This is a genomic window from Pantoea sp. Ae19-2, assembly GCF_059801205.1.
In genome coordinates, this window is the sequence record NZ_JBCHWE010000001.1 from 4,315,413 (window position 1) to 4,327,883 (window position 12,471).

18 protein-coding genes are annotated in these 12,471 nt (G+C 51.7%); 16 read left to right on the forward strand and 2 right to left on the reverse strand.

What is annotated here, in order from left to right:
* The first annotated feature begins 39 nt into the window (after positions 1–39).
* Complete coding sequence (gene slyD, locus AAIE03_RS19815; RefSeq protein ID WP_014604868.1) at positions 40–600, forward strand: peptidylprolyl isomerase; 561 nt, start codon at positions 40–42, stop codon at positions 598–600.
* Positions 601–684: 84 nt separating this feature from the next.
* Here slyD and AAIE03_RS19820 read toward each other — a convergent pair whose 3' ends face one another.
* Positions 685–903 carry a protein SlyX gene (locus tag AAIE03_RS19820; RefSeq protein WP_013027478.1) on the reverse strand — a complete coding sequence of 73 codons (219 nt, stop codon included), beginning with the start codon at positions 901–903 and terminating at the stop codon, positions 685–687.
* A 270-nt stretch (positions 904–1,173) separates the two neighbouring features.
* On the opposite strand from AAIE03_RS19820, the gene fkpA reads away from it, so the two are divergent.
* The 11 genes from fkpA (at position 1,174) to bfr (ending at position 9,419) form a co-directional block, all read left to right on the forward strand.
* Entirely contained in the window at positions 1,174–2,010 is an 837-nt protein-coding gene (fkpA, locus tag AAIE03_RS19825; RefSeq protein WP_024471368.1) for an FKBP-type peptidyl-prolyl cis-trans isomerase, read from the forward strand.
* Between the two features lie 159 nt (positions 2,011–2,169).
* A complete protein-coding gene (locus tag AAIE03_RS19830) occupies positions 2,170–2,892 on the forward strand; it encodes a helix-turn-helix transcriptional regulator (RefSeq protein WP_014604869.1) in 723 nt (240 codons plus the stop codon).
* Positions 2,892–3,278, forward strand: a complete 387-nt coding sequence (gene tusD, locus AAIE03_RS19835; RefSeq protein ID WP_013027475.1) for a sulfurtransferase complex subunit TusD — start codon at positions 2,892–2,894, stop codon at positions 3,276–3,278. Before AAIE03_RS19830 ends, tusD begins: the two co-directional genes overlap by 1 nt.
* Positions 3,278–3,637, forward strand: a complete 360-nt coding sequence (tusC, locus tag AAIE03_RS19840) for a sulfurtransferase complex subunit TusC (protein WP_015699398.1) — start codon at positions 3,278–3,280, stop codon at positions 3,635–3,637. Before tusD ends, tusC begins: the two co-directional genes overlap by 1 nt.
* A gap of 9 nt (positions 3,638–3,646) precedes the next feature.
* On the forward strand, positions 3,647–3,934 hold the full coding sequence (gene tusB, locus AAIE03_RS19845) for a sulfurtransferase complex subunit TusB (RefSeq protein WP_013027473.1): 288 nt from the start codon (positions 3,647–3,649) through the stop codon (positions 3,932–3,934).
* A gap of 128 nt (positions 3,935–4,062) precedes the next feature.
* Positions 4,063–4,437 (forward strand): 30S ribosomal protein S12, encoded by a 375-nt coding sequence (gene rpsL, locus AAIE03_RS19850; protein WP_006120575.1) that lies wholly within the window; start codon positions 4,063–4,065, stop codon positions 4,435–4,437.
* A gap of 96 nt (positions 4,438–4,533) precedes the next feature.
* On the forward strand, positions 4,534–5,004 hold the full coding sequence (gene rpsG, locus AAIE03_RS19855; protein ID WP_006120576.1) for a 30S ribosomal protein S7: 471 nt from the start codon (positions 4,534–4,536) through the stop codon (positions 5,002–5,004).
* 93 nt (positions 5,005–5,097) lie between these two features.
* The gene (gene fusA / locus AAIE03_RS19860; protein WP_013027472.1) at positions 5,098–7,212 is read left to right on the forward strand and encodes an elongation factor G; all 2,115 of its coding nucleotides are present in this window, start codon (positions 5,098–5,100) and stop codon (positions 7,210–7,212) included.
* A gap of 68 nt (positions 7,213–7,280) precedes the next feature.
* Complete coding sequence (gene tuf, locus AAIE03_RS19865; protein WP_013027471.1) at positions 7,281–8,465, forward strand: elongation factor Tu; 1,185 nt, start codon at positions 7,281–7,283, stop codon at positions 8,463–8,465.
* 179 nt (positions 8,466–8,644) lie between these two features.
* Entirely contained in the window at positions 8,645–8,839 is a 195-nt protein-coding gene (bfd, locus tag AAIE03_RS19870; RefSeq protein WP_013027470.1) for a bacterioferritin-associated ferredoxin, read from the forward strand.
* Between the two features lie 106 nt (positions 8,840–8,945).
* Positions 8,946–9,419 (forward strand): bacterioferritin, encoded by a 474-nt coding sequence (gene bfr, locus AAIE03_RS19875; protein WP_014604871.1) that lies wholly within the window; start codon positions 8,946–8,948, stop codon positions 9,417–9,419.
* Here the strand turns inward: bfr and AAIE03_RS19880 are convergent.
* The gene (locus tag AAIE03_RS19880) at positions 9,406–10,179 is read right to left on the reverse strand and encodes a prepilin peptidase (RefSeq protein ID WP_028715863.1); all 774 of its coding nucleotides are present in this window, start codon (positions 10,177–10,179) and stop codon (positions 9,406–9,408) included. The genes bfr and AAIE03_RS19880 overlap by 14 nt on opposite strands.
* A gap of 400 nt (positions 10,180–10,579) precedes the next feature.
* On the opposite strand from AAIE03_RS19880, the gene rpsJ reads away from it, so the two are divergent.
* Genes rpsJ through rplW form a run of 4 tightly spaced genes read left to right on the forward strand, consistent with a single transcriptional unit; the run spans position 10,580 to position 12,468 of the window.
* Positions 10,580–10,891: a 30S ribosomal protein S10 gene (rpsJ, locus tag AAIE03_RS19885; RefSeq protein ID WP_006120582.1), complete on the forward strand. Its 312-nt coding sequence runs from the start codon at positions 10,580–10,582 to the stop codon at positions 10,889–10,891.
* Positions 10,892–10,923: 32 nt separating this feature from the next.
* On the forward strand, positions 10,924–11,553 hold the full coding sequence (rplC, locus tag AAIE03_RS19890) for a 50S ribosomal protein L3 (RefSeq protein ID WP_013027467.1): 630 nt from the start codon (positions 10,924–10,926) through the stop codon (positions 11,551–11,553).
* 10 nt (positions 11,554–11,563) lie between these two features.
* On the forward strand, positions 11,564–12,169 hold the full coding sequence (rplD, locus tag AAIE03_RS19895) for a 50S ribosomal protein L4 (RefSeq protein WP_006120584.1): 606 nt from the start codon (positions 11,564–11,566) through the stop codon (positions 12,167–12,169).
* Positions 12,166–12,468, forward strand: coding sequence for a 50S ribosomal protein L23 (rplW, locus tag AAIE03_RS19900; RefSeq protein ID WP_006120585.1), 303 nt, complete (start codon positions 12,166–12,168; stop codon positions 12,466–12,468). Before rplD ends, rplW begins: the two co-directional genes overlap by 4 nt.
* Positions 12,469–12,471 lie beyond the last annotated feature (3 nt).

Genomic DNA, 12,471 nt, shown 5'->3' on the forward strand with positions numbered 1-12,471 from the left:
ATGAGACGGGATCTTTGTTCTCAACGGTTAGGAGATATCATGAAAGTAGCAAAAGACCTGGTGGTAAGCCTGGCCTATCAGGTACGTACAGAAGACGGTGTGTTGGTTGACGAGTCACCGGTGAGTGCACCGTTAGACTATCTGCACGGTCATGGTTCCCTGATTTCTGGTCTGGAAAACGCGCTGGAAAACCACGTAGCGGGCGATAAGTTTGAGGTGCACATTCCTGCAAACGACGCTTACGGTCAGTACGATGACAACCTGGTACAGCGCGTACCAAAAGACGTTTTTATGGGCGTTGATGAATTACAGGTTGGTATGCGTTTCCTGGCAGAAACCGATCAGGGCCCAGTACCGGTTGAAATCACCGAAGTTGAAGACGAGCATGTTGTGGTTGACGGTAACCACATGCTGGCAGGTCAGAACCTGAACTTCAATGTTGAGGTGGTTGCGATTCGTGAAGCCACACCGGAAGAGCTGGCCCATGGCCACGTTCACGGTGCCGATGGTCATCATCACGATCATGACCACGATCACGATCACGGCCATGACCACGGTCAGGGTGGTTGCGGTACCGGTGGTTGCGGTTGCAGCCACTAAGTTCAAATCTGCATGTCAAGGCCACCTCCGGGTGGCCTTACTTTTTTCTGCCTGTCGCGGTGCGCGCGTCGATAACCGCCTGAATCAGTAATGAGGCGGTGGCGTTTCTTCAGAAGGATCGGCAATCATCGATGGCGCGCTGGCTTTGAACTTCTCAAGCAGCAGGCGCATATGTTCGCGCATCTTACTCATTTCAAGTTCATGCTGGACCACGGTATTGTTCAGTTGATCGATGGTCATCTCCTGAAAAGCCAGTTTACTTTCAAGCGTTTCAATACGTTGTTCCCACTCTGACTGTTGCATGACCTGTTCTCCTGTTAAGGTGCTACTCAGCGCGCAATTCTAATGGCTGACGTTGCAGAATTGCCCTATTTTTTATCTTTAATTTAGTGTTTAGCTTGAAAATGGCCCAGATGGCAGCATCTCTGGTGAAACTTCCTGATGCAAAAAAGGTCGGAAGTAGACCAGGATAATTACGCTGTGGGAGTGTTCGCCACTGCCACGTAAAGTTATAGTGTGGGCCCGCAGTCCGCAATGATTCCCGAGGTGTCAGGCTTCGGTTTTGGAGAAAGGATGAAATCACTGTTCAAAGTCACATTGTTAGCTACCACCATGGCCGTTGCGCTAAATGCTCCGCTGGCAATGGCCGCAGAAACTGCAGCGGCACCGGCTGCTGCTGATGCACCTCAGACTGCTCCCCAGGCTCCAAAAAACGCTGCCTTCAAAAACGAAGATCAGCAATCTGCATATGCATTAGGTGCATCGCTGGGCCGTTACATGGACAACTCTCTGAAAGAACAAGAGAAGCTGGGCATCAAACTGGACAAACAGCAGCTGATTGCCGGTGTTCAGGATGCATTCGGTGGCAAGAGCAAACTGTCTGACGAAGAAATCGAGCAAACACTGCAGGCGTTTGAAGTGCGTGTGAAAGGCGCGGCTTCAGCCAAGATGGAAAAAGACGCGAAAGAAAACGCTGAGAAAGGGGAAGCTTACAGCGCTAAGTTTGCCAAAGAGAGCGGCGTGAAGAAAACTGACAGTGGTCTGCTTTACAAAGTAGAGAAAGAAGGCACCGGCGATGCGCCGAAAGACAGCGATACCGTGGTCGTCAACTATAAAGGTACGCTGATTGACGGTACTGAGTTCGACAACTCTTACACGCGCGGTGAGCCTCTGTCATTCCGTCTTGATGGCGTGATCCCGGGCTGGACCGAAGGCCTGAAGCACGTTAAGAAAGGCGGTAAGATCAAGCTGGTCATTCCACCGAACCTTGCTTACGGTAAAAACGGCGTTCCGGGTATTCCGGCTAACTCCACCCTGGTGTTTGATGTTGAACTGCTTGATATCAAACCTGCTCCGAAAGCGGATGAAAAAACGCAGGCCCCTGCTGCTGACGCGAAGAAATCGCAGTAATCTGTCTACCGCCACCTTCGGGTGGCGGTTTCTGTTTATGACAAACCTCTGGCATAAGCCCGCGACATTTGCCAGACTATCGCCTGCATAACTATCCCAATATTGAGTCTGCCCGTAAGCCGCTGAGACAGGCTCCAGCCATGTAGGGTGATGTCTTCAATGTCTAATCCATTCAATCCCGGTGAACTGAGCGACTTCGATCTTCTGGAGCAGCATCCGTTCGAGCAAACTGATTACGATATTCTAAAGTCGTATGAGGCCGTCGTAGATGGCCTTGCCATGTTGATTGGCTCGCATTGCGAAATCGTCCTTCACTCACTGGAGGATCTGAACTGTTCGGCCGTGCGCATTGCTAACGGCGAGCACACAGGGCGTAAAGTGGGATCGCCCATTACGGATTTAGCACTGCGCATGCTGCACGATATGCAGGGTGCAGACAGCAATGTTTCCCGTGCCTACTTTACCCGCGCGAAAAGCGGTGTGCTGATGAAGTCAGTGACCATCGCGATTCGTAACCGACAGCAGCGGGTGATTGGGCTGCTGTGTATCAATATGAACCTTGATGTTCCGTTTTCGCAGATTATGTCGACATTTCTTCCCCCTGAGATGCATCAGGTTGACTCCAACGTCAACTTCGCCAGTTCGGTAGACGACCTGGTGATGCAAACGCTGGAATTTACTATTGAAGAGGTGAGCGCCGATCGCAACGTCTCTAATAATGCCAAAAATCGTCAGATCGTATTGAACCTGTATGAGAAAGGTATTTTTGACATCAAGGACGCGATTAATCAGGTGGCGGACCGCTTAAATATTTCTAAACACACCGTGTATCTGTACATCCGTCAGTTTAAAAATGGCGACTTTCAGGGGCAGGATCGCTAATGCGCTATGCGCTGTTAGTGACGGGACCGGCTTATGGCACGCAGCAGGCGACCAGCGCCTTGCTGTTTGCCAACGCGTTGCTGGCAGCCGGCCATCAACTGGAAAGCGTGTTCTTTTACCGCGAAGGGGTGCTGAATGCGAATCAGCTGACGGCACCGGCCAGTGATGAGTTTGATCTGGTAAGGGCATGGCAGACACTCAGTCAGACTCAGGGCGTCGCGCTGAATATCTGCGTTGCGGCGGCGTTACGCCGCGGCGTGACCGACCAGCAGGAAGCGTCACGGCTGGCGCTGCCCGGCGCTAATCTTCAACCCGGCTTTACGCTGGCGGGGTTAGGCGCGCTGGCGGAAGCTCTGCTGCGTTGCGAACGTATGGTGCAGTTTTAATGAATCGTGTTGCATTTGTTTTTACCCGTGCGCCGCATGGTAGCAGCGCGGGGCGTGAAGGACTGGATGCTGCGCTGGCCACCGGCGCGTTAAGCGACGATATTGGCCTGTTTTTTATCGGCGATGGCGTGCTCCAGCTCTGCAGCGGGCAACAGCCAGAAAGCATTCACGCCCGTCATTATGCCGCGACCTTTGGTGTGCTGGCGCTGTACGATATTGAGCAATGTTACCTGTGTCGGGACGCGTTACGGGATCGCGGTTTAGCGGAACGTGCGCCGCGCATGTTGGATGCTGAGATTTTAGATGCGCCGTTGCTGCGTCAAAAACTCGCGAGCTATGACCGTATTGTGACTTTTTAAGAGCGTGTAATGCTGCATACTTTATTTCATTCTCCGGCCTACAGTGATATCGATTCGCTGTCTTTGCTCCTCAGCCCGGACGACGACCTGTTATTGCTGCAGGACGGCGTGCTGGCTGCGATGCAGGGCAGTAAGGCGTTGGAAAAACTGAGCGCCAGTGGGGTAAACGTGTGGGCGTTGGAAGCGGACCTGAATGCACGCGGGCTGGGCGAGCAAATTTCCCCCATTGTGCAGCCAGTAGACTATACTTTCTTCGTTGCGTTAACGGTAAAACATCGACAACAAATGGCCTGGTAATTCGTTAACCCCCTGGTTATTTCTTGACACCCTTTTGACACAGCCCTAAAATTCTGCCTCCTCGTAATTCTACGAGGTGATTTATTACGTGTTTACGAAGCAAAAAGCTAAATCCCAGGAGCTATTTAATGGCAACAGTTAACCAGCTGGTTCGCAAACCACGCGTCCGCAAAGTTGCAAAGAGCAACGTGCCGGCGCTGGAAGCTTGCCCGCAGAAACGTGGTGTTTGTACTCGTGTGTACACCACCACTCCTAAAAAACCAAACTCAGCACTGCGTAAAGTTTGCCGTGTGCGTTTGACTAACGGTTTTGAAGTCACCTCCTACATCGGCGGTGAAGGTCATAACCTGCAGGAACACTCCGTGATCCTGATCCGTGGCGGTCGTGTTAAAGACCTGCCAGGTGTGCGTTACCACACCGTTCGTGGCGCGCTGGACTGCTCAGGTGTTAAAGACCGTAAGCAGTCACGCTCCAAGTACGGCGTGAAGAAGCCAAAGGCTTAATGGTTCTCCGTTAAGTAAGGCCAAACGTTTTAACTTAAATGTCAAACTAAACTCGTAGAGTTTTGGACAATCCTGAATTAACAACGGAGTATTTCCATGCCACGTCGTCGCGTCATTGGTCAGCGTAAAATTCTGCCGGATCCTAAGTTCGGATCAGAGCTGCTGGCTAAATTTGTAAACATCCTGATGGTAGATGGTAAAAAATCTACTGCCGAATCTATCGTCTATACCGCGCTTGAGACCCTGGCTCAACGTGCTGGTAAAGATGGCCTGGAAGCGTTCGAGGTTGCTCTCGAAAACGTACGTCCGACTGTCGAAGTTAAGTCACGTCGCGTTGGTGGTTCAACCTACCAGGTTCCAGTTGAAGTCCGTCCGGTTCGTCGTAATGCCCTGGCAATGCGTTGGATCGTAGAAGCTGCTCGTAAACGCGGTGATAAATCTATGGCTTTACGCCTGGCGAACGAACTTTCTGATGCTGCAGAAAACAAAGGTACTGCAGTGAAGAAACGTGAAGACGTTCACCGTATGGCTGAAGCCAACAAGGCGTTCGCTCACTACCGCTGGTAACAGCTGCGTAGGTGTTATTAACCCAGCGGGCGTCCCAGTGGCTTACCTGCTGGGCTTTATTAACTTAGAACGTCTAAGAATCAGAGGAATCAAATGGCTCGTAAAACACCCATTGAGCGCTACCGTAACATTGGTATCAGTGCGCACATCGACGCCGGTAAGACTACAACTACCGAACGTGTTCTGTTCTACACCGGTGTAAACCACAAAATCGGTGAAGTTCATGACGGCGCAGCAACCATGGACTGGATGGAGCAGGAGCAGGAACGTGGTATTACCATCACGTCAGCTGCGACCACCTGCTACTGGTCTGGTATGGCTAAGCAGTTTGAACCACACCACGTAAACATCATCGACACCCCGGGACACGTTGACTTCACCATCGAAGTTGAGCGTTCTATGCGTGTGCTTGATGGCGCAGTTATGGTTTACTGTGCAGTTGGTGGTGTTCAGCCACAGTCTGAAACCGTATGGCGCCAGGCTAACAAATATAAAGTTCCACGCATCGCGTTCGTTAACAAAATGGACCGCATGGGTGCTAACTTCCTGAAAGTTGTTGACCAGATGAAAGCGCGTCTGGGTGCAAACCCAGTTCCACTTCAGCTGGCTATCGGCGCAGAAGACAGCTTCACCGGTGTTGTTGACCTGGTGAAAATGAAAGCGATCAACTGGAACGATGAAGACCAGGGCGTGACCTTCGTTTACGAAGACATTCCAGCCAACATGCAGGAACTGGCTGAAGAATGGCGTGCGAAACTGGTTGAAGCCGCAGCTGAAGGTTCTGACGAGCTGATGGAGAAATTCTTCGGCGGCGAAGAGCTGACAGAAGAAGAGATCAAAACTTCTCTGCGTAAGCGCGTTCTGAAAAACGAAATCATTCTGGTGACCTGTGGTTCTGCATTTAAGAACAAAGGTGTTCAGGCGATGCTGGATGCGGTTGTTGAATACCTGCCAGCACCGACTGACGTTACCGCGATCAACGGTATCCTGGACGACGGTAAAGACACACCGGCTGAGCGTCATTCCGATGACAAAGAGCCGTTTGCTGCGCTGGCGTTTAAAATCGCTACCGACCCGTTTGTAGGTAACCTGACCTTCTTCCGCGTTTACTCTGGTGTGGTTAATACGGGTGATACCGTATTCAACCCGGTTAAGTCAAACCGTGAGCGTCTGGGCCGTATCGTTCAGATGCACGCCAACAAGCGTGAAGAAATCAAAGAAGTTCGTGCGGGCGATATCGCAGCAGCGATCGGCCTGAAGGACGTGACGACAGGTGACACCCTGTGTGACCCAGATAACGTCATCATCCTTGAGCGCATGGAATTCCCAGAGCCGGTAATTTCTATCGCCGTTGAGCCGAAAACCAAAGCTGACCAGGAAAAAATGGGTCTGGCTCTGGGTCGTCTGGCGAAAGAAGACCCGTCATTCCGCGTATGGACTGACGAAGAGTCTAACCAGACTATCATCGCTGGTATGGGTGAACTTCACCTCGATATCATCGTTGACCGTATGAAGCGTGAATTCAACGTTGAAGCGAACGTGGGTAAACCACAGGTTGCTTACCGTGAAGCCATTCGCTCTAAAGTCACCGGTATCGAAGGTAAACACGCCAAGCAGTCTGGTGGTCGTGGTCAGTACGGTCATGTTGTTATCGACATGTACCCACTGGAGCCGGGCGTTAACCCGAAAGGTTACGAATTTGTCAACGATATCAAAGGTGGTGTAATTCCTGGTGAATTCATCCCGGCCGTTGATAAAGGTATCCAGGAGCAGTTGAAATCAGGCCCACTGGCAGGTTATCCGGTTGTGGATCTGGGTGTTCGTCTGCACTTCGGTTCTTACCATGACGTTGACTCCTCTGAACTGGCGTTTAAACTGGCCGCGTCTATTGCCTTTAAAGATGGCTTTAAGAAAGCGCAGCCTGTTCTGCTTGAGCCTATCATGAAGGTTGAAGTTGAAACCCCAGAAGAGAACACCGGTGACGTAATCGGTGACCTTAGCCGTCGTCGTGGTATGCTCAAAGGGCAAGAATCTAACGCTACTGGCGTTCAGATCCACGCTGAAGTTCCGCTGTCTGAAATGTTCGGATATGCAACTCAGCTGCGCTCTCTGACCAAAGGTCGTGCTTCGTACTCCATGGAGTTCCTGAAGTATGACGACGCACCGAGCAACGTTGCGCAGGCCGTTATTGAAGCTCGTAGCAAATAAGCTACGGTTTAAATTTGAACTGATGCCTTCATCCAGAGTGATGAAGGCATAACGTAAGGAATATCGCCATGGCGAAAGAGCAATTTCAACGTAACAAACTGCACGTAAACGTGGGCACCATCGGTCACGTTGACCACGGTAAAACCACCCTGACTGCAGCGATCACCACCGTTCTGGCTAAAACCAACGGCGGCCAGGCACGTGCGTTCGATCAGATCGACAGCACCCCGGAAGAAAAAGCACGTGGTATCACCATCAACACGGCACACGTTGAGTATGAAACCCCGTCTCGCCACTATGCGCACGTTGACTGCCCAGGCCACGCCGACTATGTGAAAAACATGATCACCGGTGCTGCGCAGATGGACGGCGCGATCCTGGTTGTTGCTGCGACTGACGGCCCAATGCCGCAGACCCGTGAGCACATCCTGCTGGGTCGTCAGGTAGGCGTTCCTTACATCATCGTGTTCCTGAACAAGTGTGACATGGTTGATGACGAAGAGCTGCTGGAACTGGTTGAGATGGAAGTTCGTGACCTGCTGTCACAGTACGACTTCCCGGGCGACGATACACCAATCGTTCGCGGTTCAGCCCTGAAAGCGCTGGAAGGTAACCCAGAGTGGGAAGAGAAGATCGTTGAGCTGGCTGGTCACCTGGATAACTACATCCCGGATCCAGTACGTGCAATCGATATGCCATTCCTGCTGCCAATCGAAGACGTATTCTCAATCTCTGGCCGTGGTACTGTTGTAACCGGTCGTGTAGAGCGCGGTATCGTTAAAGTCGGCGACGAAGTTGAAATCGTTGGTATCAAAGATACCGCGAAATCAACCTGTACCGGTGTTGAAATGTTCCGCAAACTGCTGGACCAGGGTCAGGCAGGCGAAAACTGTGGTGTTCTGCTGCGCGGTATCAAGCGTGAAGACATCCAGCGTGGTCAGGTTCTGGCGAAGCCAGGCTCAATCAAGCCACACACCAAGTTCGAGTCAGAAGTTTACGTTCTGTCTAAAGACGAAGGTGGCCGCCATACTCCGTTCTTCAAGGGCTACCGTCCACAGTTCTACTTCCGTACCACAGACGTGACCGGTTCAGTAGAGCTGCCAGAAGGCGTTGAAATGGTTATGCCAGGCGACAACATCAAAATGGTTGTTACCCTGATTCACCCAATCGCAATGGACGAAGGTCTGCGCTTCGCAATCCGCGAAGGTGGCCGTACCGTTGGCGCGGGTGTTGTTGCTAAAGTTATCGCTTAATTGTGATATCTGATGTGGCCGCGTAAGCGGTCACAGCAAGACAGAAGAGGGCACTTAGGTGCTCTCTTTTTTTTGGGCTTAAACAGGCTACCTGAACGTTTTCCCTACAAAGGGTAGGTTTGAAATAAAAACGATTCGCATTTACACTGTGTGCACGAAATAGACTGAGTGATGAAGAAATGTACGTCTGTCTGTGTAATGCCATTAGTGATAAGACCCTCCGTGAAGTCGTGCGCCGCTACCAGCCGAAATCTATTCAGCAGCTTCGCCAAATCGTACCCGTGGGTAAGCAATGCGGTAAGTGCATTCGTGTCGCCCGTGAAATCATGGATGAAGAGATGCAGCAGGTTCCGCAGTATAAAGAGATCGCCTGAGCGCTTTCTTTCCTGGGACATGATAATACCCACAGTTTTCATCGCGTTTTTTTGACTTCTTTTTAACCGCATCTACGCTCAAATAAACATGAGCGGAGGACGTGAAATGAAGGGCGATGCGAAAATCATAAGTCATCTCAATAAACTGTTAGGGAATGAACTGGTTGCGATTAATCAGTATTTTCTCCATGCGCGGATGTTCAAAAACTGGGGGCTGATGCGTCTTAATGACGTTGAGTACCACGAATCCATTGATGAAATGAAGCATGCGGACAAATACATTGAACGCATTCTGTTTCTTGAGGGCATTCCAAATCTGCAGGATCTGGGACGACTCAGGGTCGGAGAGGATGTGGAAGAGATGCTGCAGTCCGATCTTAACCTTGAACTTGAAGGCGCAAAAGATCTGCGCGAAGCGATCGCGTATGCCGACAAAATTCATGACTACGTCAGTCGGGATATGATGATCGAAATCCTTGCGGACGAAGAGCACCATATCGACTGGATCGAGACCGAACTCGATCTGATCAAAAAAATGGGCATTCAAAACTATCTTCAGGCGCAAATCAGAGACGAATGAGGCTTTGCAGGACGATCATTCCCCAGCCCGCGGCGGCCAGAAAAGGGCCAAAAGGAAGCGGGCTGTTCATATACAAGCGCTTGTGGATGATAGCCCTGACCGCAAAGGCAAGCAGGGCTGACACACTGGCTATCAAGGCAATCCACGGCAGAGCCTGCCAACCACACCATATGCCCAGTGCGGCAAAGAGTTTGATATCGCCGTTACCCAATCCCTCTTGATGCTTTATCTGACGATACAGCCAGGCCAGTAGCCAGAGTGAACCGTAACCTGCGACGGCACCACCGACTGCCGAGGTGACGGAGAGCGGCGCAGCGAAAAAGAAGCGCGACAGTCCCAGCCAGAGTAAAGCGCCCGTCAGCACATCCGGCAGCAGGAAGTGGCGCTGGTCAATAACCGCAAGTAACAGAAGCAGGCAGGACGCCACCAGAATAAATGCTGCGGTGAGGGGGCACGCGTTAAACACGATCACCAGCATCAGGCAAAGCAGGGCGCCCGTCAGCTCAAACAGCAGGGGCAGCACGCCGATAGCCTGGCGACAGGCACGACAGCGCCCCTGAAGACACAGCCAGCTGATTAAGGGGATTTTATCGCGCCACAGGATGGGGGCCCGGCACAGCATGCATCGCGAAGGTGGCGTCCACAGCGCGCGGAACCAGTCGGACGGTGACGCCGTGGGCGAGTAACGTTGGCAGGCCAGGGCAAGAGTGCTACCCAGAGCGGCGCCAAGCGCCGTGACAGTGAACAGGATGATAAGCACCGCATTGCCTCAAATGAACTGACATGTCGCCTCAGCCTGGCGGAAGGCCCATCTGACGTCGCGGGCAAGATGAGCAGAGTGGAGCGCCCCTCACAGAGAAATTGCGGCTTTACATCTCTTATTCATCATTTTGTGCGGGCTGTGCCAGCACATCAGTTTCCACTTTTCACCGGCAAATTCCTGACATGGGTTGCTTCCTGAGCAAATATACGTATAATGCGCGGGCCTACCGATATTGGTAGGCGCGATTCGAGCTGAATCGCAGACGGCAGAATGTTGGGCCGTCTGACAATACTCCCAACTGTGGAGTTATATGCTGAACGATTACACTCTCCCATCAATCGTAATGGGTTCGAGTAGTAATTTTTTTCGTCTATAAAATGTTTGGAGCCTTGGTCTCATGTCGAACCAAAGAATCCGTATCCGTCTTAAAGCGTTTGATCATCGTCTGATCGATCAATCAACCGCGGAAATCGTCGAGACTGCCAAGCGCACTGGTGCGCAGGTCCGTGGTCCGATCCCGCTGCCAACCCGCAAAGAGCGCTTTACCGTTCTGATCTCCCCGCACGTTAACAAAGACGCGCGTGATCAGTACGAAATTCGCACTCACAAGCGTCTGGTAGACATCGTTGAGCCAACTGAGAAAACCGTTGATGCTCTGATGCGTCTGGACCTGGCTGCCGGTGTTGACGTGCAGATCAGCCTGGGTTAATCAGGTCATCGAGCGATTGAGAGGTTGAAACAATGATTGGTTTAGTCGGTAAAAAAGTGGGTATGACCCGCATCTTCACTGAAGATGGCGTTTCTATCCCAGTAACCGTAATCGAAGTTGAAGCGAACCGCGTTACTCAGGTCAAAGGCCTGGAAAACGATGGTTACCAGGCAATTCAGGTTACCACCGGTGCTAAAAAAGCAAACCGTGTGACCAAACCTGAAGCTGGTCATTTTGCTAAAGCTGGCGTAGAAGCTGGCCGTGGCCTGTGGGAATTCCGCACCGTTGAAGGTGATGAGTATGCCGTAGGTCAGAGCATCAGCGTTGAAATTTTCGCTGACGTTAAAAAAGTAGACGTAACTGGCACCTCTAAAGGTAAAGGTTTCGCAGGTACCGTTAAGCGCTGGAACTTCCGTACCCAGGACGCTACCCACGGTAACTCCTTGTCTCACCGCGTTCCGGGTTCTATCGGTCAGAACCAGACTCCGGGCAAAGTGTTCAAAGGCAAGAAAATGGCAGGTCAGCTGGGTAATGAGCGCGTAACTGTTCAGAGCCTGGACGTAGTACGTGTTGACGCTGAGCGCAACCTGCTGCTGGTTAAAGGTGCAGTTCCCGGTGCTACCGGTAGCGACCTGATCGTTAAACCAGCTGTGAAGGCGTAAGGGGATAGCAATGGAATTAGTATTGAAAGACGCGCAGAGCGCGCTGACTGTTTCCGAAACTACCTTCGGTCGTGATTTCAACGAAGCGCTGGTTCACCAGGTTGTTGTTGCTTACGCATCAGGCGCCCGCCAGGGTACTCGCGCGCAGAAAACTCGCGCTGAAGTAACCGGTTCAGGCAAAAAGCCTTGGCGTCAGAAAGGCACCGGCCGTGCGCGTTCAGGTTCTGTAAAGAGCCCGATCTGGCGTTCAGGTGGCGTGACCTTTGCTGCGAAGCCACAAGACCACAGTCAAAAAGTTAATAAAAAGATGTACCGCGGCGCGCTGAAAAGCATCCTGTCCGAACTGGTACGTCAAGATCGTCTGATCGTCGTCGAGCAGTTCTCTGTTGAAGCACCGAAAACTAAGTTGCTGGCGCAGAAGCTGAAAGACATGGCGCTGGAAGACGTGCTGATCATCACCGGTGAACTGGATGAGAATCTGTTCCTGGCTGCGCGTAACCTGTACAAGGTTGACGTGCGTGATGCAGCGGGTATCGATCCAGTTAGCCTGATCGCCTTCGACAAAGTCGTTATGACTGCTGATGCAGTTAAGCAAGTTGAGGAGATGCTGGCATGATCCGTGAAGAACGTCTGCTGAAAGTACTGCGCGCGCCGCACGTATCTGAAAAGGCATCTAGCGCGATGGAAAAAACCAACACCATCGTACTCAAAGTAGCTAAAGACGCGACTAAAGCAGAGATCGTTGCTGCTGTTGAGAAGCTGTTCGAAGTAGAAGTTAAAGACGTAAACACCCTGGTTGTTAAAGGTAAGGTTAAGCGTCACGGACAGCGTATCGGTCGTCGTAGCGACTGGAAAAAAGCTTACGTCACCCTGAAGGAAGGCCAGAATCTGGACTTCGTCGGCGGCGCTGAGTAAGTC